The sequence below is a fragment of the Metabacillus sp. FJAT-52054 genome (assembly GCF_037201815.1).
Taxonomy (GTDB): Bacteria; Bacillota; Bacilli; order Bacillales; family Bacillaceae; genus Metabacillus_B; species Metabacillus_B sediminis.
Genome location: NZ_CP147407.1, coordinates 3,148,536 through 3,169,638 on the forward strand (window position 1 = coordinate 3,148,536; position 21,103 = coordinate 3,169,638).

A 21,103-nucleotide genomic window follows, 5' to 3' on the forward strand; every position below is an offset into this window, starting at 1 on the left:
TTTCTCCTTTTGGTCGATGCCTGTAAAAGGAGCCCATATGAAAAATCAAAAACTTCTATTCTTATCCGAAACAGCTATTTTAACTGCTCTGGCACTGTTGCTGGACATGCTCTCAAGTTTCTTCATTAAGATGCCTCAAGGCGGGTCACTTTCACTTGGAATGATTCCAATATTTATTATGTCCTTCAGGTGGGGTCTCAAAGGCGGATTGCTCACAGGCCTTCTGACCGGAATTCTGCAGCCGATTTTGGCACCTGCATTTATCGTACATCCCGCCCAAGCTATTTTGGACTATCCGCTGCCTTTTATGCTTGCCGGGATGAGCGGCTTGTTTGCAGGATGGGTACATTCTGCATTGAAGCAAAATAAATGGAGAACTCTGACCGCAGTTATGGCGGCTACCCTGCTTGGTTCCATTCTTCGGCTTGCTTCGCATGTTTTATCAGGAATTGTCTTTTTCGGCTCATATGCACCAAAGGGCACTCCCGTTTTCACCTACTCACTTGTATACAACTCAACCTGGATGATCCCTACCTGGATTGTCGCTGCACTTGCAATATGGTTAGTCATTATGAATTCACCCGGGCTAATCAAAAGCAATGCAAAAAAACCGTAAGCCAATATTGGCTTACGGTTTTTCTGTTTTAATAAGATTTGCAATTAAAACGTAGCGTTCTGGTGCCGAACCAATAAAATCAAACGGATAGCATGTGGAAACAGTTAATGTAGCCCTTGGTTTAGGTACAATCACCGTACGGTCGTTTTCGTCTACAATACGGACTTTGCGAATTTTATAAGTAAATGTGCCGGCAGATGTTTTGACAATAAGCAGATCGTTCTCCCCTACTTTTCCAAGCTGTCTGAAGACAGTATCCCGGTGTCCAGATAAAACAGAGTTATCCTTCTCCCCTGGAAGGACAGATTGAGCAAAATGCCCAACTCCTTTTTCGAGCTCGTCTTCTTCTGTCCCATGGTAAATAGGAAGGACTGCATCTAGTTTTGGGATGATTAATTCCCCCATCCGTTCCCCTTTTACCGGCCTTGTTTCATATAAAGGAGAAGGTTTAGCGCCTTCTGTCTCACTTGCTTTAGCCGGCGCCGTTTTAATCACATGGTAATCCGCTTTCTGCTGTTCATAGAAAAAGTAAGCTTTTGCTAATTTAAACGCATTCGTACTAGTTAAGTAAACTCCGGCAGCAAAGAGGATCGCGGCACTAAAAAGAAGAAGCGTACGCTTCTTCTTTACTGTTGAAAGGAAATGTTTCATCAGATGGATGTACGCAGCTTTCTTCTAATTAAAACGGAAACCGCTATTAAAGAAGCTCCGGCAATCATCCAGTTTGCATGAAATCCTGCTGTCTTAGGCATTTTAGCTCCTTTAACTGTTGCTCCCGGTTTTTCCGTCTGTTTCTTAATGGATGAAACTGCTTCAGACGTTTTTACTAAGTCCTTACCTGTTTCTTTAATTAATTCTGATCCAATCATTTCAGAAGTTAAGGTCATATCTAAAATCAGTTTGTTATCCAAATCATAAAGCTCGACGAAAAGGTCTGCCCCATCCACATCATTCAGACTCATCATTGTCTGCAAAGAGAGCTCTTTTTTGATTCCATCCTTAACAAGGTAGTATTTCGCCTGCAAATTCAGCAAATCCATCATTTCACCGTAGATGGAAATCATCTCTTGAATGTCTTTCTCAGAAAGCTCATCTACACTTTCAAAATCACCGATTGCCATCATTCTGTCACCAAGCTGCATCAGCTGTGCGTCAATATAAGGATTGTTTTGATATACTTTTTCGAAGTGTGCAGCCAAACGCTCAAACTCTTCTTCCGTTAAACCAAGCTGATCAAAAATTTCTTCAAACTCAGATTCCATATCCGGAAGTTCCATGAAATTATAGATTTCTTCATCAAGCTCTTCGATCGAATCATAATCTTCTAAAACCAGGCCGTGATCCTTCATAAACTGGTCAAACTCTTCACGGGAGACAAAGTCGTAGCTTTCCCAAAGCTCCTGAAGCGTCGAATCATTAATTTCAGTCGGATAGTCTCCCGCAATTTGAATTGTTTCAAGCAGATAATTTTCAAAATAGAAAACATCCTGTACTTTTTCCCCATCGAATAAATCCCCGTTTTCAACAAGGAGGTCTGTTAATTGATCTTCTGTTAATTCATATTTTGCAAGGATTTCTTTAAGAACATCATCTGTCACCCTTCTTCCCAGATGACTTCTTAAATCTTCTACATCTTCAAATTCATCAAACATTCTGTAATCGAAATTTTCTAAATATGTCTCTAACTGGCCATGTGTCAAGTTAATTTCTTTTAAATAGGCTTTGTAGCTGCTGCTGTTTACGTCAATCTTGCCTGCAGCCAGTGCTGTGTGTGCAACGAGCAGCTGAAGCAGTACAAGACATGCCGCGAAATATTTTTTCACCGCAGTGTCCCCCTGTAATATTTGTAATCTAGAAAATTATATACTGAAATTTTTGTAATGTATAGCACAATATTTTTATTGTCTATCTAGTAGATGGTTCTATTTTCGCTTGCTGGTGAATGTACTAGAGTAATAGGAAGGAGATGCGGGAGGCTAGACAATGAATCCAACCTTTTCTTTTATGTTAGGCTGCATGCTGTTATCAATTATTCATTTTTTAATCAGTTATAGGGAAGCAATTCGGGTAAGCAATGAGGAAGGTCTTGTATTCGGCTGGGGATTAGTATTTAATGTGCCCCTTGCCTTCATGTTTGCCATACTGGCTAATTTGTTCTACCAGCAGCTAAATTAGAAGGGCCTACCAGATTGGAGGCCCTTCTTATCTTTCTGTTATACTCGATTGCCTTGCAGCAGCATCGATTTAAGCCGTTCAATATCCTTCCATCCAAAAGCATATTCAATATGCTCCCGATTTCCAATTGACAATGTTTCTTCCCCTATTAATTCAGGAAAATAGGATTCATAAAATCCCCGGGAAGGATTTTCACTGATTACCCAAACCATGACAGATTGGAATCCTTTTTCAATGAGATCATCTATCGAATTTAACAGCAGCGCACTGCCAATCCCTTTTCGCTGCACCTCATCCAGAAGGTAGATGGCATATATTTCACCATCAAACCCATGCTTTTCAGTACGTTCCTTTCCATAGCTTGAAAACCCGACGATTCTCCCCTCTTCATCTTCGGCTAAAAACAGATGATCGAGATCGGCTTGCTCCCACTGGCTCATCTTCTCTGCATATGTAAGCGAGTTTAAATAGGCAGAATCAACGATATCCCGGTAAGTAGTCCGCCAGCTATCCACATGAACTTCCGCAATCCCTTTTATATCTTCTTTTTTTGCTTTCCGGATTTTATACATAATAGTCCCCCTACGCCATTCTAAAGTTCACTATTCTCCTATACCCAATTTCTTTCCTTAATCATCCATATTTCTTTTAGAATGGTAAGCAGAATCTTTTTCACTTCATATCCCCAGCCATAAAAATTAGTATTCCTGCAAATATTACGGCACTGCCGATTGCCTGAGTCAACATGATTTGTTCATTCAGCACATAATAGGCAAGGATGATCGCACCGGCAGGTTCAAATAAAATGGCGACGGAAATTGTGTTCGTACTAATCCATTTCAAAGCCCAGTTAAATAAAGAATGGCCAAGCAGATTAGGAAAAATGGCCAATAGCAAAAGCCACATCAGATTTTCGCCGCTTCCTGGGTCTAAACTATACGAAAATACTAAGCAATAAAGCAGCAAAGTCGCCGCGCTAATCCCGTAAACAAGAGTTGTATGTAAAATCAGCGAATGCCGCTTTCTTACTTCCTGTCCAAATAGAAGATAGGCAGTAACCATAAAACAGGCGGTTAACGCCAGCAAATCTCCTGCCAGTGCCCATCCGCTGATTTGCAGGTCCCCCCAGCTGATGATTAAGCTCCCGATTATGGCAATCGCCGCACTCCACACGGCTTGACGCGTTACCCGCTCACCAAAAAGCAGGTAAGTTCCAGCAAATGCGAATAGCGGCTGAAGCGTAACGAGAACCACTGAACTTGCAACGGAGGTTAATTCGAGGGACTCAAACCATAAAATAAAATGAAAGGCCAGGAATATTCCTGCCATTGAAATGTAGAGCCAGTCTTTATTAGTCATTTCCTTGATGCCCGATCCCCTTGCTAACAGGAAAAAAGGCATCATTAGAAGGACTGAAAAGAACATTCTGTAAAAAGCCGTTACCGGCGGCGGAGTGGTGGTCAGCTTGACCATTACGGCAGAGGCCGAGACAGAGAGCACCCCAATAAATAGAGCGATATATGCATATGTTTTTTGTTTGTTCACATTAATCTCCTCACCCTACTAAACATCTGCAAAAAGGCGAGATTTGTAGAAGGATAGTTTTTAAAATATTCTGTTAATATTGTATAATGAAAGCGTTAACTCTAGCGATATGAGGAGGTCCTATGAATTCTTTAAAGCAAGTGACAATCGGGAAAATGTTTCAGGAAACGGTTCAGGAGTTTGGAAGCCGTGAAGCTATTGTCTATTCTAAAGAAGAAATCCGTTATACCTATCAAGAATTCTACGAGGAAACGGCAAAAATTGCAAAGGCTCTTATGGGAATCGGTATTAAAAAAGGAGACCATATCGCTGTTTGGGCAACCAACGTCCCTGAGTGGCTGCTTCTCCAATTTGCTACAGCAAGGATGGGCGCGGTTCTTGTAACGGTTAATACGAGCTACCAGGTTCACGAACTTGAATATTTATTACAGCAATCCGATTCAGCTGCTTTATTTTTAATAGACGGCTATAAAGGGACTTCCTATACAGAAATGATTCAGTCAATCAAAAGCCGAGCCAGCCATCCGCTAACGAAGCTGAAACACCAAATCTACATAGGCAGTGATTCATGTCCTGAAGGAATGACTGGCTGGAATAAATTTTTAATGCATGCAGCTGCAGTTTCAGATGCAGAACTGGAACAAAGAGAAAGCGAGCTTGATCAGCATGATGCCATTAATATGCAATACACTTCGGGAACGACAGGGTTTCCAAAAGGCGTTATGCTTACCCATCATAACATTGTCAATAACGGTTATTTAATCGCAAGCTCGATGAAGCTGACACATAAGGACAGGCTTTGCATTCCCGTACCGTTCTTCCATTGTTTCGGCTGCGTATTGAGTACAATGGCTGCAGTTACAGTTGGGGCCTGCATGGTCCCGACAATAGAATTCAGCCCTGATCTCGTGCTCGAAACAGTGGAAAGGGAACAATGCACCGGCTTGCAGGGAGTTCCGACGATGTTTATTGCCGAACTTTCACTGGATTCTTTCCCATCTTATGATCTCTCCTCTCTCCGGACAGGTATTATGGCAGGCTCTCCTTGTCCGATCGAAGTGATGAAAAAAGTAATGGATCAGATGGGGATGAACGAAATTACGATTTGCTACGGTCAAACGGAGGCATCTCCTGTCATTACCCAAACAACTGTAGATGACTCTATTGAAAGAAAAGTAGAGACAGTCGGGAAACCTCATCCGCATGTTGAAGTTAAAATTATCAATCCTGCAACAGGAAATGAAATGCCTTCAAATGAACAGGGAGAACTGTGTACGAGAGGCTATCACGTTATGAAGGGTTATTATAAAATGCCCGAAGCGACAAGTGAAGCAATCGATGCTGACGGGTGGCTGCATACAGGTGATCTCGCTTCAATGGACGAAGAAGGCTACGTTAAAATTACAGGCCGCCTCAAGGATATGATTATCAGAGGCGGTGAGAATATTTATCCCAGGGAGATCGAAGAGTTTTTATACCGGCACCCTGATATTGTAGATGTACAGGTTATTGGAGTGCCCGATGAAAAATACGGAGAACGAACGGCTGCCTGCATCCGAGTCAGAGAGGGAGCCAACCTGACGATGCAGCATATTAAAGAATACTGTGAAGGGCAAATCGCTTTTTATAAAATTCCGGAATACTGCTTTTTCATGGATGAGTATCCAATGACAGCATCTGGGAAAATACAGAAATTCAAGCTGCGGGAACAGGCACTGGACTGGATTAAAGAGAGAGTTTAAGTGGAGTGTATGAAGGGACTTCCATCAGTGGTTTTGATATGATGAACGTGAAGAGGAGGAATCGGCTATGTATGAACACATGAAAAAAGTGCGAGAAGAATTGCTTAACACACTCAATGAACTATCAAATGAGGAGTTTAATGAAAAGCCTTCAACTGATGAATGGAGCGTTGGGCAGGTTGTAGACCACCTTCAAAAAATGGAGAAAGTCGTACTGGAAAGCCTTAAAAAATCCATCCATCATGCAGAGGATAAAACGGTTGAAGAAAAACAGCTTGAAATTGTGACCGACCGGTCCCGCAAGGTTCCCGCACCTGACTATGTGGTGCCGAGTCCTGTACCGATTGACCGGATTAAGGTAATAACTGCACTCGAAGAAGCCAGACGAGATCTTATAAATTTCACTGAGCTGCTTGCAAAAGATTTCGATCTTACTTCAAGAGCTCTAAAACACCCTGTCTTAGGAGAACTATCCATTAAACAATGGGTTGAATTTGTGGGGTACCATGAGGAGCGCCATCTTCTCCAGATTAAAGAAGCAAAAGAAAAAATTGGTGCTTAACCAGCGTTCGGCAGCCGGCCTTCCTCAGCCCGGCTGCTTATTATTTTTGGATAAGTTTCACGTCGCCTGTTACACGGTCGACTGAATACGTAACATCTTCATTTCCTGACGCAGTCGTGCCGTCTTCAAACCAGGAGGCACTGCAAATGTATTCATTCTTTGTTTCAACGAGGAATTTAGCTCCAGCTTCCCCTTTTCCGCTCCGTTCGAGAAAATCTACAACTAGAAGAAGCGCTTCATCCTTCGTCACTTCCTGATCAGCCAGTACTTCATGCTGGATAGGTGATTTGAACCCGGCCGCATTAATTAATTCATCACCGAAAAATTCGTAAATCAAAAACAGAGCCAGCCCTAATCCGAGCACTGCCTGCGCCACTTTCATGCTGATTGCCTCCCGCCTTTCTATCTAATAGTATTATCGGTTCAATTCGCTTCTGGATAAAGTGACTTTATGTAAATTGATTGTAAATATTAGGCCTTTTTACACTTTTTATCTATTTACAAAATTATTTTTAAATAATCATAAAACAATATTGACTTTTTTCGAAAAATCGTTATGATTTATATTATGCGCTAACGCATAAAAATATTACGGGGGCTTAGCTCAGCTGGGAGAGCGTTTGGCTGGCAGCCAAAAGGTCAGCGGTTCGATCCCGCTAGTCTCCATCTAAAAACACCCTTGCGGATGCAAGGGTGTTTTCTTGTTTTCAGACATATTACGGCATTTCGCTCATCAAATGGTTAGAAACCACTTTTGCACCTTATTTTAAAATGGCTTTTTTCTTTGCCGGTCCCACTCCCCCATCAGTTGTGAGACGGCTGGCCTTTTGAAGGGCGATAACGGCTTTTTCAGTGTTTGCGCCGAATATTCCATCAGTACCCCTTGTGTTGTATCCACGTGCAGTCAGTCTTTGCTGCAGCTCTTTTACTGCAGAGCCCTTGCTGCCTTTTCTTAGTGTTCCGCTGTTCGCAAGGGTAGTCCCGGGCTGCGAACTTGATCCATTTAGTGCACTCCATGTTTTGGGCCCAACAATTCCGTCTGCAGTAAGCCTCTTGCTCTTTTGGAAAGCACGAACAGCTTTATCTGTAGCAGGACCAAAAACACCGTCAATGCCCCCTGTGTTGAATCCAAGCTTTGTTAATTTGCGCTGAAGATCTGCTACTGCATCTCCTCTGCTTCCTATTTTAAGCGTATCTCCGGTAGTTCCGGTATTCCCGCCTGGCTTAACGTTGTATCCATAAGATTTGGCTATCGCATCAAAGGATTTCCCTGAGCTTGTAATAATTACGACTGTATTGATTGGCACTTGACTATACAGCCATTCAACTTCATTATCATACATCCTGACACAGCCGCTGCTGACATATCCTCCAATTGAGCCTGGATTATTGTTACCGTGTATTCCATAAGTGGAACCGGATGTTCCTCGTGCATTAAACCCCATCCACCGATTACCAAGCGGGTTTCTTGGATCCCCTCCTGGAATATTTCCTTTATAATAAGGTCTGTTTATGATTTTCTGAACAATTTTGAATTTCCCTTCAGGTGTAAGGGACTGGCTTCTCCCTGTTCCTACTTTGAACACCCGTTTCAGCTTGCTGTCTTCGTAATAAGCAAGCTTGTTTGACGACTTATTTATGATGATAAACTTGGTTGCTGCTGCAGATGCACCCGGTATACCTGCCCAAAAGAACAGAAGAAATACACTGCAAAACACAATAAGCCATTTCTTTAGCAAAAACCTCAACCCCCGGTTCAATTTTTTAAACATTTATATCTATGCGCGGGCTGAGCAGAGAAGTTCCAATTTTACCAATTTAATATATGAAATGGTAAAAAACAGATAATCCGGGGAATATCCTGTCGTTATTTCTATAATCATGATTTTTCGCATTAGATTTTGCTGAGAATTGAAGATAAATTTACCCCTGAATGGAGGAGGAAAACAGCGGTTTTTCTCAAAATAATAAGAATAGCTTTTGTGTAATGAAAAAGTGCTGGACTCCTGGAGGAACTGGATGATAAAAAGCCTGTGAAGAACAGAGTTGATCAGCGCGAAAAACTTAAAAAGGTGGTTAATGACATGATTCAGGAATTTACTTTACAGCAGCTTGCAGAAGGTCTGCCAAAATCAGTATTGAATGCTTCGGATAGAGATTTAGAAGGTTTCCAAAAAATTATTGAAGAAACGATTAAGCTTAGGGAAGGGCATAAAAACTTGCAAAAGATGATAAAAAGCTATTCCACTTCTGTAATCCAGCGATCTTAAGTCTGCAAGTATCGGCCTTTTCATAAGGCTTTTTTCTTTTTACTCAAACTTTACTAGCTTTTCATTTTCTTACTGAATTTTCTATATATTGGAAAATACTTCGTGCTAACCCTCCCTAATTCCTATATAAATGAATTATAGATAGAAAAATAATAGAAGGGGGCAATGACATGCAAGCAAATACTCCGTTGGAGATAAAGAAAAAGCGTCCGTTAAGAAAATGGCTTCTCATAAGCCTTTCTGTTTTTACCCTGCTGCTTATTTCAGGCGTTATTTTTGTAAACGTTTACACTAATAGAAGTCTGCCAAAGCTGTCCGGAGAAACAGTCATTGCAGGACTTACACAGGAAACGGTGGTTACTAGAGATCAGGAGGGTGTGCCTCATATAAAAGCGGGCAGTGAAAAAGACCTGTATATGGCTCAAGGATACATCCAGGCTCAGGACCGGCTTTTCCAAATGGATTTGAGCCGAAGACAAGCCTCTGGTATGCTGAGCGAAGTAGTTGGAGAGGCCACCATAGACCGTGATAAATTTTTCAGAACGCTTGGGTTAAGGCGGGCAGCACAGGCGTCCCTATCGGCTTATGATCAAGAGTCTCTTCAAGTTCTCCAATGGTTTGCAGATGGGGTCAATGCGCATATAAAGGAGGCAAAAAAAGAGGGAAAACTTCCATTGGAGTTTACTCTGCTTGGATACGAGCCTTCCAAGTGGACCCCACTTGACTCCCTTACAATCGGAAAATATATGGCGTTTGATTTAGGCGGGCATTGGCAGGGACAGGCGTTTCGTTATTGGGCGATGGATCATCTTTCAAAAGAAGAAGCACTTGAGCTTTTTCCAAGTTATCCAAAGGATGCTCCTGCTATCCTCTCAAGCTATAAAAATATAAAGCTCGATATTCAGGATACGTTTGCAAGTGCCGTCATTCCACGCGAATTTAACGGAAGCAACAACTGGGTTGTGAGCGGCAAGAAAACCGTTACAGGCAAGCCTCTTTTAGCTGATGATCCTCATCTCGGGCTGGCCACGCCATCCATCTGGTATCAGATGCACCTCACCTCTCCATCCCAGAATGTGAGCGGGGTCATTTTTGCAGGTGTTCCCGGGATCATTCTCGGACATAACGAGAAAATTGCATGGGGTGTAACAAATACGGGTCCCGACGTACAGGATCTGTACATTGAGAAACGCAGTCCGCAAGATGATTCAAAGTTCCTCCATAACGGAAAATGGGAACAGGCGAAGATAATAAAAGAACCCATTGCTGTTAAAGGCAAAAAAACCATTCCCTATGAAGTGACAGAAACGAGGCATGGTCCTGTCATTTCCGAGTTTTCATTAGATCAGAAAAAAGATACGGTTCTTGCGATGAAATGGACCGCGTTGATGCCAAGCACAGAACTGCAGGCTGTTCTTAACATGAACCGTGCTCAAAACTGGAATGAATTCGAAAAGGCATTGGAAGAATTCCACGTTCCAACTCAAAATTTCGTTTTTGCCGGCCAGGATGGAACAATCGCTTACAAAGCAAACGGGAAAATTCCAATCCGCAAAAATGGGGACGGACTGCTTCCTGTTCCAGGCTGGACAGATGATTATGAATGGTCCGGTTTCATTCCATGGAATCAGCTCCCGCGAAGCGTGAATCCGGAAGAAGGCTTTCTGGCAACTGCCAATAACAAAGTCATAGATGACCGTTATCCATACCATATCAGTCATCACTGGGCACAGCCATATCGGTATATGAGGATTGAGGAGTTTTTAACTAGCAAAGATAAGGTGACTGTAAATGACATGAAGAAACTTCAGATGGATCAAAAGGATCTTTATGCAAGAGAATTTGTTCCTTCATTCCTTAAAGCACTCAAAGAACAAAAACTCACATCACAGGAAAAAGGAGCCCTCTCCCTTCTTGAGAACTGGAATTACGAGGATAACCCTGAATACGGTGCCCCACTCATCTTCCATTTATGGATGAAAGAACTTCCAAGGGTTCTGTTTGCGGATAAAATCCCTGAGAAAATGGAGGAACTATTTGAGGGGAAACAGCAGGCGGTCGATGAATTACTGCGAAAAGCATTAGACGGAGAAAAATCGGTTTGGATTGAAGAAAAAGGAGGAATCCAAAACGTTCTGCACTCCTCATTGAAGAGCGTCCTTGCTGCCATTCAAGATCAATACGGCAAAGATCCAAAAGCATGGAAGTGGGGGGACTATCATCAGGTTTATTTCGCCCACCCGCTCTCCTCTGCTTCACCTGTACTCGAGTGGGTTTTCAACAGGCAAAAGCCCCTCCCTGTCGGAGGCAGCCAGGTGACGGTTCAAGCCGCTGCTTATGAAGAAAATGGAGTAGTTGATCATGGTGCTCCATGGCGTTTCGTAGCTGACCTTTCTGATTTGTCAAAGGCTTATCACAATAACAGTCCCGGGCAGTCCGGGCATTTTAGGAGCGAATGGTACAGCAATCAGCTAAAAAACTGGGTAGAAGGAACATATCATGAAACCTCGCTGACCAGTTACGGTTCAAAAAAAGATGTACTGAAACTGGAACCGGGAAAGTAATTAGATGGTGTCATGCATCCTGAAAAAGAGATGCATGACTTTTTTAAAATCAGCCTATAAACCCAATCTCAAAAAGAATACCCAACTATTCTCCTAAAATCATATTGACATTGAAATTCATTCTCACTATTATATAAATGAGAATGAATTTCATTATAAATTACGGGGGATGGCATATATGTGGTCGAGTTTATTTCTTGCATTACGCGAAGGGCTGGAATCAGCACTCATTATCGGAATTATTTTAATACATACAACCAGAATTAATCGGCACGATCTTAAATCATCCGTCTACCTTGGAGCAGGTATCGGATTGATTGTCAGCATAATCGGCGGACTGATCGTTTTTTCCGGCGCTCAGGAGATGGAAGGCACTTCTGAAGAACTGTTCGAAGGAATCATGATGCTGGCAGCGTCCGGACTCATCGCTTACTTTATTTTATGGCTGCACCGGAACAGCGATGTAAGTAATTCGGTTACGTCTAAAGTTTCTTCCAATGCATCAAAAATCAGTTTGTTTATTTTGGCTTTTCTTTCCGTATTCAGAGAGGGCCTCGAACTGATGATCTTTAATCTTACCCAGATCTCACATCACGCAGGATTGATTGCTGCAGGAAATATCCTAGGGATTGTTCTTGCTGTGGCCACCACGATCGTACTATTTAAAACAGCGGTGAAACTGAACTTATCTGTTCTATTCAAAGTACTCGGTGTTGTTCTGATTTTCCTTGGAGCCGAAATGTTTGGAGAAAGCCTTTTGAAATTTTATGAGGACGGCGGAGAATTATTGGAGAAAGCAGGCTTTGCCCTATTTATGCTTCCTTCTCTTTACATCCTTTTGAAGGATGATATAAAAAGAATGAGAGTAACCCGCAAGCAGGCGGACGTGTGAAATAAAAAACCACCAAACACAGATCGTTATTGAAAAACAGCCGGGTCCCCCCGGCTGTTTTCTTTCGTTTAGCAATTAGCAATCATGATTACATTTCCGTCAGGATCCTGTATATTGAACCATGCTGTTTCTCCCGCCCATTCCAGTTCTCTTACAATCTTAATTTCTTTGTTTTTCACAAAAGCATAAGCCTCCTCTATTTCAGGAGCATAAAGATTGAAAATCGGGTTCCCGCTGATGCTTTCTTTAAATTGAGCATCAAAGCTGTGATCATCCAAGGTGAGAGAGGTTGTTCCATTGATAGGGATGTTGCAGACTGGCGAATGAATCTTGTCCAAATCTGCTTCCTGCCCGAGCAGGTCAAAATACCATGCTACAGATGCCTTTAAATTCTTCACATGAACAAATACACCATTCATTTGATTCTTAATTGGGACTGCCGCAGCTTTCATTTTTATCATCCTCCCCACATTTTAGTACCATTTTATCCCTTTATTTTACCAAAAGAAAGAAGCAAAGATCCTTCATTTAAAGGATCTTTGCTTCTTTTTAATCACTACTCCTTAAACCCATCCAAACAGAAAGGCCGCCTGAGCAAGAATAAATGTCACAGCGATGGCTATAACGGTCGGGATGATAAAAGACATGAACGTCCATTTTTTGCTTTTTGTTTCCTTATATATATTGATGAGTGTCGTGCCGCACGGGAAGTGAAGAAGCGAGAACAGCATCATATTTAAAGCTGTTAGCCACGTCCAGCCGTGATCAAGGAAAATTTGCTTTAAATCCATCAGATTATCCACTTCCGTAAGAGATCCGGTCGAAAGATAACCCATTAAAAGAACAGGCAATACGATTTCATTAGCCGGCAAGCCGATCAGGAATGCCGCTAAAATGTAGCCATCCATTCCAAGCATTTTTCCAAAAGGATCAAGGAAGTTAACGAAGTACATCAGAATACTTGTATCCCCGATAAATACATTTGCAAGAATCCATGTAAGCATGGCTGCCGGTGCCGCAATCTTTACCGCTCTCATCAGAACAGAAATCGAACGGGTTAATGAAGCCCGGACCACAGTATCCCATACTTTTGGTTTTCGGTATGGCGGAAGTTCCAGGGTGTAATGAGTTGGAACGCCTTTCAAAGCGGTTTTTGATAAGACAAAGGAAACGAAAAAAGTAACGATAACTCCAAATAATACGATTCCGACAATGACAGCTGTTGTGACAAGTGAAGCCCAGCCTCCTGTAAACCCAGCTGCCATGAATAGGGATGAAAGGATAATAAGCGTTCCCCAGCGTCCGTTGCATGGCACAAAGTTATTCGTTAAGATCGCTAGCATCCGCTCTCTGGGAGATTCAATGATTCGGGTAGACATCATAGCAGCGGCGTTGCACCCAAATCCCATCGCCATCGTCAAAGACTGCTTTCCATGGGCTCCAACCTGTTTGAAAATGCGATCCATGTTAAAAGCCACGCGCGGAAGGTATCCGAAGTTTTCAAGCAGGGCGAACACCGGAAAGAAAATCGCCATAGGCGGCAGCATCACACTGATTACCCAAGTCGTTCCCCGGAACAGACCAAGTACCAATATTCCGTATAGCCACTCAGGTGCCCCCATCCACTGGAAGAAAATTGTTAAGTACCCTTCAATCCAGCTGAAGAATTCACCAAGCATGGAGGATGGCACATTGGCTCCTGCAATCGTTAAATAAAAAACTGCCCCGAGCATGATCAGCATGATCGGAAATCCAAAAATCGGTGATGTCAGAACAGCATCCAGTTTTTCAGTCCGAACATCTTCTTTTGTTTTACTAAACGTAACGGTCCTTGCACAAAGCTCCTTGCTTTTTTCATGAAGACTCTGAACAATCTCATCGCGTATCTCAGCAGACGATATGTCTCTTGCCTCGTTTAATACTTTGTCAAACTGGATACTTAAGTCCACGTGTCAACTCCTCCTTTTGCGCCATACGGCCTTTTAATTCATCCAAAAGGGATTCATCTCCATCCAGCAGTCTCAGGGCAACCCATCTTGCAGAGAGGTCATCGTCAATGAGCGGACGGACAAGCGGTTCGATTTTGCTGATTTTTTCCTCAATAGCCGTATGATAGCTAATCAGGGCCGGCTGACATTGGATAATCCCTTTCACAAGCCGGTCCATCGTATCAAACAGCAGTGGGAATCCCGTTTTATTGCGTGCTGATATTTTTACAACCGGCACTCCTAGTCTTCTTGTCAGATGCTGATCATTAATACTGATGCCCCGCTTCGCCGCTTCATCAATTAAATTGACGCAAACAATAACGTTCGTTGTCATTTCAAGCACTTGAAGAGCGAGATTCATATTCCGTTCAAGTGATGTTGCATCGAGTACCACTAATGTAATATCCGGCTTTTCAAAGACGATATAATTTCTCGCAACTTCTTCATCCTTTGAATTTGAGAAAAGAGAATAGGTCCCGGGAAGATCAATGAGCTTATACGTTTCGCCCTTATGCTGCATCGTTCCTTCTGCCATATCAACGGTTTTTCCAGCCCAGTTTCCTGTGTGCTGCTTCAGACCGGTCAAAGCGTTGAACAGGGTGCTTTTCCCGGTATTGGGATTTCCGGCTAATGCGACTCTGTACACATTATTCATGAGTGATCAACTCTCCTTCAATTCTCATACTCTCTTCTTTTCGAAGGGCAATCGTCGTTTGGCTGACTCGAAAGGCAATGGGATCGCCAAGCGGACTTCTGCGGACTACCTTCACCACTGCTCCAGGGACAAAGCCTAAATCAAGAAGTCTTCTGCGCATAACTCCTTCAAGGGAAAGTGAAGTAATTTTTAAGGTATCCCCTTTATTCGCTTGGTATAGACAAACTGTTTTAGTATTGGTCATTTATTTTTCACCCTAACTAGTTTTTTTACCTAGCGCAACTTTTTCTTTTATCATATGATTCTATTTTTAAAATGTCAATTGTCATTCTCCATTGATGAAAGAAATTCTCTCCTGATGATGGGAGGATTACTGCTAAACTATTCGCCTATAAGCTAAAGAAATGAAACAATTTTATTCCTAATTCCGTTCCATATACAAGCAAGAAAAAAATTATTTGAGGTGAAAAAAATGAAAAAATGGCAAAAAGCATCAACTGCTTCCGTATTAGCTCTCGGCATCCTTTCCTTTCCGCTCAGCTCAGCTCTTCCATTCTTTGAAGCCAGTACAGCTCAAGCCTCTGCAGCTTATACGTATGAGGTAACTGCCGGCAAATTAAACATTCGGGCAGCAGCCAATACTCAGTCAAAAGTTCTAGGATCGCTGCGAAAGGGAGTAAAAATTGAAATACAGCGAATTACCACTTCTGGATGGGTCTCTTTTCAATATAAAGGCAAAATAGCTTATGCGAGTGCAAAATTCATGCTGCCAATAGCCGGAACAGGTGTTACTAAAACGAACCTGCATTTAAGAAAAAGTGCAGCCGCTTCTTCAGCAAGCCTCCTCGTTATTCCGGCTGGAAAAAAAGTAACCGTTCATGAATGGGCTGGTGATTGGGCACGAATTGATTACAACGGAACAAAAGGCTGGGCCAGTTCTAAATATTTGATGGGATTTGAATGAACGATTTTAAACAAGGACATATAAAAACCGCATTCGAGGAGAATGCGGTTTTTGCAATTTAATCATTCTATGAGAATAGCCGTTAAAAGTAATCCCCTTCATTAATATGATGTGCCGGGCCTTATAGGCTTACTGATATACAGACATAGGTACAATCACTTCGGGCATTCCAGACGAATAAGGGCCAACTTCATATTCCTGAAAAATTAATTTCAGTCCTTTATTATGAAATGTCCATTCCCTATTGCTGTCAATGACAATTTCCTTTAATGCATCTGGAAAAATTGCGGTTTGATTTCTGTTGGATTGATTTCTCAAATCTGCTGCGGCATAGTTTTTCACCACGCTTGTTTTATTTTTTATCACTGTTGTTAAATCGAAACGGGAACCATTAAGTGAATTAAAATTCAGCGTTTTCGCAACTGTCATACCATGTGCCCCGCCCATATATTGATATTCATAAACGACCACACTCAGCAAATGATTTTTATTGAAGTGAATTTCATAGCTTGCTTTGTATTCATAAGGCTTCCATGGATAAGGCTTGCCGTCCTTTTCCCATTGCTGTTTATTCTTTTCTTCTTGCAGCTTAGCTTTCTTGTAATTTTCTACATGTTGGTTTGCTTGTCTAAGTATCACAGCATTAATTGACTGTTCAGCATTTTTGTTATTCATTCCTATCATTTGCGGGTATTCAACCGGCGCATCTTTAGCGGTTATTTTTATTGATTTTATCCCGTTTACTGCTTCATATCTGGATTTTGAAGGCGTTTCATAGGCTACGGAACCATCTGCCTTTACGAACTTCCCTCCGCCAATACCAAACAATCCATTACGGTTTGTGTAAACTCTTGAGACTTGGCCTTTTTTCAAACTGGAAACTGCTTTAAAGCTTGTACCTGATTTCTCATAAACACTGATATCCTGAATTGCCGTAACTCTGCCGATCTGTCCCGGCTTTAATTCGTTATTGGTCCATCCGGAAGAAGCGGCTGCAGCAGGTTCATAAGGCATAGCGCCGAAAGCGAGACCAGCAGCGAGAACAATTGGTAATGCCTTTTTCATCATTACATCCCCTTTGTTTTTTAATAGCTAACTTCTTATTAAACGGTGTATGTAATCAAAATGTTTCATCCCTATGACAAGTACTAGTAATCTATACCCTGATTAGGCAGGTTCTTCATCATTAAAATCCATTAAAGTAAGTTTTATCCAATAACCAAATGCGGTATATTCACCCGATTGGTTCAACTAATCATCAGCGAAAAACACGCTGATGAAGTTTCACTTTATCCCGCCATAACGGGCAGTATGGGGCACGCTTTTTGGATTCTTTGAAAATATGCTGGCGGACGCTTTTTCCTTAACTGCCCGTAATGGCCCGATTGGTTCAACTAACCGTCAGCAAAACCGCCTGACGGAAGTTTCACTTTATCCCCTATCCAATTTCGTTTAAGATTAGGGATAACAATGAATGCCAAGGGGGAAGTGCGTTGTTATCTTATATTGAACAGCCTGACGGAGTCTTTAAATCGGTTTGCTCGTTGGATTGTCCGGATCAGTGCGGGCTGCTGGTACATAAGGAGAAGGGGAAGATTGTGAAGGTTGAAGGAGATCCTGATCATCCGGTTACGAAAGGAAGCATTTGCAATAAGGTGCGGCATATGACAGAACGTCTTTATGATCCGAAACGCCTTGCCTATCCAATGAAACGGGTGGGACCAAAAGGAGAGGGCAGGTTTGAGAGGATTACGTGGGATGAAGCGATTGAAACCATTAAGTCCCGCTGGATGAAACTGATTGAAAGTGCTGGACCTGAGAGCATCCTACCCTACAGCTTTTACGGAAACATGGGGCTCCTCTCATCGGAAGGAATCGACCGGCGGTTTTTCCATCAGCTTGGAGCGAGCTTGCTGAATCGTGCCATTTGTTCTGTAGCGGGTTCGTTCGGCTACAAATACACGATGGGTGGAAGCTTCGGGATTGATCCGGAGGAAACGATTCACTCCAAACTGATTATTTTCTGGGGAATCAATGCCGTGAGCACGAATATGCATCAAGTGACAATCGCGCAAAAAGCACGGAAGAATGGCGCAAAGATTGTCGTAATCGATGTTCACAAGAATCAGACCGGCCGTATGGCAGACTGGTTTATCCCGATTCTTCCTGGGACAGACAGTGCCCTGGCTCTCGGTATGATGCATATTCTTTTTAAGGAAAATTACGAGGATGAAGCTTTTCTGGAGAAATATTCTGTAGGATATGAAGAATTAAAAGAACACGTTATTCAGTATGATCCTGAGACCGTATCGTCCATAACCGGCATACCAGTTAATGATTTATATACGCTGTCCAGAATGTACGGTAAAACCTCCCCCTCATTTATCAGGATCGGAAATGGAATACAGCATCATGATAACGGGGGGATGAACGTTCGAACGATTGCTTGCCTTCCCGCGATTACCGGGCAGTGGCTAAAAAAAGGCGGTGGTGCGATCAAAGGGAATTCGGGCTATTTGCAGCATGACAGTGAAGCACTGACACGACCGGATCTGCTTCAGGTTAAAAGCGCACGGGTCATTAATATGAATGAGATTGGCCGCGCCCTTCTCGAACTGGATCCGCCGGTCAAATCAATGTTCGTCTATAATAGCAATCCTGCTGTCGTTGCCCCGGAAGGAAATAAAGTTCGGAAAGGTCTTGCCAGGGAAGACTTGTTTACTGTCGTTCATGATTTATTTTTGACAGAAACTGCTGCTTACGCAGACCTTGTCCTGCCTGCCTCCTCTTCCTTTGAAAACACGGATTTTTATACATCCTATTGGCATCACTATATGCAAATCCAGAAGCCTGTTATCGAAAAGTTTGGTGAATCTAAATCAAATGTCGAGCTTTTTCGCATGCTGGCCAAAGCGTTCAACATGGATCCCGCTTTATTTAACGTTTCGGAAGAAGAATTAATCCGGCAGGCGGTAGATCAATCCGACAATCCATATATACAGGGCATCAGCTATGACGAACTTTCAAAGCATGATTTTGTGAAAGCCGATGTAAAACCGCTGTTTCCGGGTAACCTCCCTACGCCAAGCGGAAAAATTGAGCTTTATTCCGAGCAGATGAAATCCCATGGTTATCCTGCACTTCCGACTTACTCACCTCTTGTTGAGGACGGGGATTTCCCTTTTTTGTTTGTTCCAGGCCCTAACCATAATTTCTTGAATTCAACCTTTAGCCATAATGAAAAACATACAGTCCTTGAAAAGCAGCCTCGTTTGTTTATGAACGATAAGGATGCCGCAATGTTTGGAATTGAGGATGGGGATCTTGCGAGAGTATGGAATGACCGGGGAGAATGTGAACTAACTGCTGCTGTTGGGAATACTGTACTTCCCGGTGTCTTAGTTACTCAAGGTTTGTGGGCTGACACCCCAGGTACAAAACAGCTTGTCAATTCCCTCACTCCTGACCGGCTAGCCGATATGGGCGGAGGCGCTGTCTTCTTTTCTGGCAGAGTTAAGCTTGAGAAAAAAAGGTAGTCAAAAAAACAGGCCTCCTAATAGGCAGGGGGCCTGTTTTGATGCGTCCTTATTCCGGCTTCTGCAGTTCCTCTTCAAAATAAAAGGTACTGGGATTTTCGTTCACAATGTACGAAAACTTCTTCATATGTTTGACGTATTGGCATTTTGCAATCGTCACGGGTTCTTTCGTTTTCTTAATAATGGCCCTTTCACCAGAGTGAAACAGGTTGTTTGAGTTTTTCAAAAGGACACTCCCTCTCTATAGCAATTATACCATATAATATTCGTTCTAATTCCTGTAAATCGGGATTGCAAAAATTCTCCTTTTTTAAAGCGCTTTCTCCTGCTGATGCCCTTGATTCTTTTTTATGCTGCGGATGTTTAAGCGGATAAGCAGCGAAATGGCCAGTGCTGCGAGAAAGGCTCCAGTAAATAAATACAGAGTAATCGAATAGCTTTCTGTCAGCTCTCTTATGTTTGATACAAGCAGGGGACCCGTAAGGCCGGCGGCTGCCCAGGCAGTCAAAATATATCCGTGAATGGCCCCCAGTTGTTTCGTACCAAATAAATCGCCGATGTAGGCGGGAATAGAGGCAAATCCTCCTCCATAGCAAGTCAGGATGATAAAGATTACAAGCTGAAAAAGGAAAGCGTTTGTTAAATTGGGAAGGCATAAAAATGCGATAGCCTGAATGGCAAAAAAAGCGGTATACACATTCGGACGCCCAATGTAATCTGAGACTGATGCCCAGCCGATCCTTCCAAACCCGTTAAACAGACCCATAATACCTACCATTGCCGCGGCTGCACCTGCACTTAAGCCTGCAATATCCTGGGCCATCGGGGAAGCTACTGATATAATGGCAATTCCGCATGTAACATTAATAAACAGCATCGCCCACAGGGCCCAGAAACGAATGGTCCTGACTGCTTCATTCGCTGTCAGCTGAGCAAGGTCTCCACCCGTTTTTTCAGAAGAGCGGCTATCTTCCATTCCTTTGGGCATCCAGCCTTGAGGCGGCGGGGATAAATAGAGAGAAGAACAAATCATGAGGACAAAATAAACAGCACCTAACAGGTAAAACGTATTCGCAATACCTGCATTGTTAATCAGAGAAGCGATGATCGGGCTCGCAATTAATGAGGCAAATCCAAACCCCATAATGGCAAGTCCTGTAGCAAGTCCGCGGCGGTCAGGAAACCATTTAACAAGCGAAGATACCGGAGTAATATACCCGATTCCCAAACCTATCCCTCCTAAAGCTCCGTAAAAAAATAAAGAAGATAAAGGGAGCCTATGCTCTCAGCGAATCCTGCTCCAATCATTCCCGCTCCAAAGCAGACTGAGGATATGATTCCCGATTTTTTAGGTCCATATTTTTCAACGAAATGGCCCATGAATGCTGCAGATAATCCAAGAAACAGAATAGCAATACTGAATGTTAAGGAGACGGCGCTTAAACTCCAGCCGTGTTTTTCAAGCAGAGGATTTGTAAATACGCTCCAGGAATATACAGAACCAATGGAAATGTGAATGCCGACAGCCGCAGCTGCAATCAGCCAGCGATTTTTCGTCTTGTTCATCTTTTTCTCTCCCGTCTTATCCATATTT

21 protein-coding genes, 1 tRNA gene and 1 pseudogene are annotated in these 21,103 nt (G+C 42.7%); 10 read left to right on the top strand and 13 right to left on the bottom strand.

Annotated features, from left to right (window positions below; all coding sequences use genetic code 11):
* Positions 1-37: 37 nt before the first annotated feature.
* A complete protein-coding gene (gene thiT / locus WCV65_RS16395) occupies positions 38-616 on the top strand; it encodes an energy-coupled thiamine transporter ThiT (RefSeq protein ID WP_035412132.1) in 579 nt (192 codons plus the stop codon).
* A 12-nt stretch (positions 617-628) separates the two neighbouring features.
* Here thiT and WCV65_RS16400 read toward each other — a convergent pair whose 3' ends face one another.
* Both WCV65_RS16400 and WCV65_RS16405 read right to left on the bottom strand, forming a co-directional pair.
* A complete protein-coding gene (locus tag WCV65_RS16400) occupies positions 629-1,267 on the bottom strand; it encodes a class D sortase (RefSeq protein ID WP_338777920.1) in 639 nt (212 codons plus the stop codon).
* A complete protein-coding gene (locus WCV65_RS16405) occupies positions 1,267-2,439 on the bottom strand; it encodes a processed acidic surface protein (RefSeq protein ID WP_338777922.1) in 1,173 nt (390 codons plus the stop codon). The genes WCV65_RS16400 and WCV65_RS16405 overlap by 1 nt, the downstream gene beginning before the upstream one ends.
* Before the next feature lie 160 nt (positions 2,440-2,599).
* On the opposite strand from WCV65_RS16405, the gene WCV65_RS16410 reads away from it, so the two are divergent.
* Positions 2,600-2,791: a hypothetical protein gene (locus WCV65_RS16410; protein WP_338777925.1), complete on the top strand. Its 192-nt coding sequence runs from the start codon at positions 2,600-2,602 to the stop codon at positions 2,789-2,791.
* A 38-nt stretch (positions 2,792-2,829) separates the two neighbouring features.
* Here the strand turns inward: WCV65_RS16410 and WCV65_RS16415 are convergent, their stop codons facing one another.
* Together WCV65_RS16415 and WCV65_RS16420 are read right to left on the bottom strand one after the other, a co-directional pair.
* Entirely contained in the window at positions 2,830-3,363 is a 534-nt protein-coding gene (locus tag WCV65_RS16415; RefSeq protein WP_035412140.1) for a GNAT family N-acetyltransferase, read from the bottom strand.
* Positions 3,364-3,463: 100 nt separating this feature from the next.
* Positions 3,464-4,336: a DMT family transporter gene (locus tag WCV65_RS16420; RefSeq protein ID WP_035412142.1), complete on the bottom strand. Its 873-nt coding sequence runs from the start codon at positions 4,334-4,336 to the stop codon at positions 3,464-3,466.
* A gap of 122 nt (positions 4,337-4,458) precedes the next feature.
* On the opposite strand from WCV65_RS16420, the gene WCV65_RS16425 reads away from it, so the two are divergent.
* Positions 4,459-6,078 (top strand): AMP-binding protein, encoded by a 1,620-nt coding sequence (locus tag WCV65_RS16425; RefSeq protein ID WP_338777928.1) that lies wholly within the window; start codon positions 4,459-4,461, stop codon positions 6,076-6,078.
* 67 nt (positions 6,079-6,145) lie between these two features.
* Positions 6,146-6,640 (top strand): DinB family protein, encoded by a 495-nt coding sequence (locus tag WCV65_RS16430; RefSeq protein ID WP_051860828.1) that lies wholly within the window; start codon positions 6,146-6,148, stop codon positions 6,638-6,640.
* 40 nt (positions 6,641-6,680) lie between these two features.
* Here the strand turns inward: WCV65_RS16430 and WCV65_RS16435 are convergent, their stop codons facing one another.
* Complete coding sequence (locus WCV65_RS16435) at positions 6,681-7,022, bottom strand: hypothetical protein (protein WP_035412150.1); 342 nt, start codon at positions 7,020-7,022, stop codon at positions 6,681-6,683.
* A 211-nt stretch (positions 7,023-7,233) separates the two neighbouring features.
* Between WCV65_RS16435 and WCV65_RS16440 the strand changes: the two genes are divergently transcribed.
* Positions 7,234-7,306: transfer RNA gene (locus WCV65_RS16440), tRNA-Ala, on the top strand.
* 95 nt (positions 7,307-7,401) lie between these two features.
* Here WCV65_RS16440 and WCV65_RS16445 read toward each other — a convergent pair.
* Positions 7,402-8,379: a peptidoglycan-binding protein gene (locus WCV65_RS16445; protein ID WP_338777930.1), complete on the bottom strand. Its 978-nt coding sequence runs from the start codon at positions 8,377-8,379 to the stop codon at positions 7,402-7,404.
* 345 nt (positions 8,380-8,724) lie between these two features.
* On the opposite strand from WCV65_RS16445, the gene WCV65_RS16450 reads away from it, so the two are divergent.
* From WCV65_RS16450 to WCV65_RS16460, 3 genes are all read left to right on the top strand, one after another.
* Positions 8,725-8,910 carry a hypothetical protein gene (locus WCV65_RS16450; protein ID WP_035412153.1) on the top strand — a complete coding sequence of 62 codons (186 nt, stop codon included), beginning with the start codon at positions 8,725-8,727 and terminating at the stop codon, positions 8,908-8,910.
* Between the two features lie 170 nt (positions 8,911-9,080).
* Positions 9,081-11,474 (top strand): penicillin acylase family protein, encoded by a 2,394-nt coding sequence (locus tag WCV65_RS16455; protein ID WP_338777933.1) that lies wholly within the window; start codon positions 9,081-9,083, stop codon positions 11,472-11,474.
* 178 nt (positions 11,475-11,652) lie between these two features.
* A complete protein-coding gene (locus WCV65_RS16460) occupies positions 11,653-12,366 on the top strand; it encodes an FTR1 family protein (protein ID WP_338777935.1) in 714 nt (237 codons plus the stop codon).
* A 68-nt stretch (positions 12,367-12,434) separates the two neighbouring features.
* Here the strand turns inward: WCV65_RS16460 and WCV65_RS16465 are convergent, their stop codons facing one another.
* From WCV65_RS16465 to WCV65_RS16480, 4 genes are all read right to left on the bottom strand, one after another.
* Positions 12,435-12,818 (bottom strand): VOC family protein, encoded by a 384-nt coding sequence (locus tag WCV65_RS16465; RefSeq protein WP_338777937.1) that lies wholly within the window; start codon positions 12,816-12,818, stop codon positions 12,435-12,437.
* A 111-nt stretch (positions 12,819-12,929) separates the two neighbouring features.
* Positions 12,930-14,315 (bottom strand): nucleoside recognition domain-containing protein, encoded by a 1,386-nt coding sequence (locus WCV65_RS16470; RefSeq protein ID WP_035412164.1) that lies wholly within the window; start codon positions 14,313-14,315, stop codon positions 12,930-12,932.
* Positions 14,293-15,009, bottom strand: coding sequence for a FeoB small GTPase domain-containing protein (locus tag WCV65_RS16475; protein ID WP_338777940.1), 717 nt, complete (start codon positions 15,007-15,009; stop codon positions 14,293-14,295). The genes WCV65_RS16470 and WCV65_RS16475 overlap by 23 nt, the downstream gene beginning before the upstream one ends.
* Positions 15,002-15,253: a FeoA family protein gene (locus WCV65_RS16480; protein WP_035412171.1), complete on the bottom strand. Its 252-nt coding sequence runs from the start codon at positions 15,251-15,253 to the stop codon at positions 15,002-15,004. Before WCV65_RS16480 ends, WCV65_RS16475 begins: the two co-directional genes overlap by 8 nt.
* A 228-nt stretch (positions 15,254-15,481) precedes the next feature.
* On the opposite strand from WCV65_RS16480, the gene WCV65_RS16485 reads away from it, so the two are divergent.
* Positions 15,482-15,973, top strand: coding sequence for an SH3 domain-containing protein (locus WCV65_RS16485; protein ID WP_035412174.1), 492 nt, complete (start codon positions 15,482-15,484; stop codon positions 15,971-15,973).
* A gap of 129 nt (positions 15,974-16,102) precedes the next feature.
* Here WCV65_RS16485 and WCV65_RS16490 read toward each other — a convergent pair whose 3' ends face one another.
* Positions 16,103-17,038 carry a DUF3298 and DUF4163 domain-containing protein gene (locus WCV65_RS16490; protein ID WP_338777948.1) on the bottom strand — a complete coding sequence of 312 codons (936 nt, stop codon included), beginning with the start codon at positions 17,036-17,038 and terminating at the stop codon, positions 16,103-16,105.
* Positions 17,039-17,466: 428 nt separating this feature from the next.
* Here WCV65_RS16490 and WCV65_RS16495 point away from each other — a divergent pair, with 428 nt between their 5' ends.
* On the top strand, positions 17,467-19,509 hold the full coding sequence (locus tag WCV65_RS16495) for a molybdopterin-dependent oxidoreductase (protein WP_338777950.1): 2,043 nt from the start codon (positions 17,467-17,469) through the stop codon (positions 19,507-19,509).
* Positions 19,510-19,558: 49 nt separating this feature from the next.
* On the opposite strand, the gene WCV65_RS16500 is transcribed toward WCV65_RS16495, so the two are convergent.
* Positions 19,559-19,735 (bottom strand): hypothetical protein, encoded by a 177-nt coding sequence (locus WCV65_RS16500; RefSeq protein WP_197491623.1) that lies wholly within the window; start codon positions 19,733-19,735, stop codon positions 19,559-19,561.
* Positions 19,736-19,819: 84 nt separating this feature from the next.
* Positions 19,820-21,075, bottom strand: a pseudogene (locus WCV65_RS16505) (OFA family MFS transporter).
* Between the last annotated feature and the right edge of the window lie 28 nt (positions 21,076-21,103).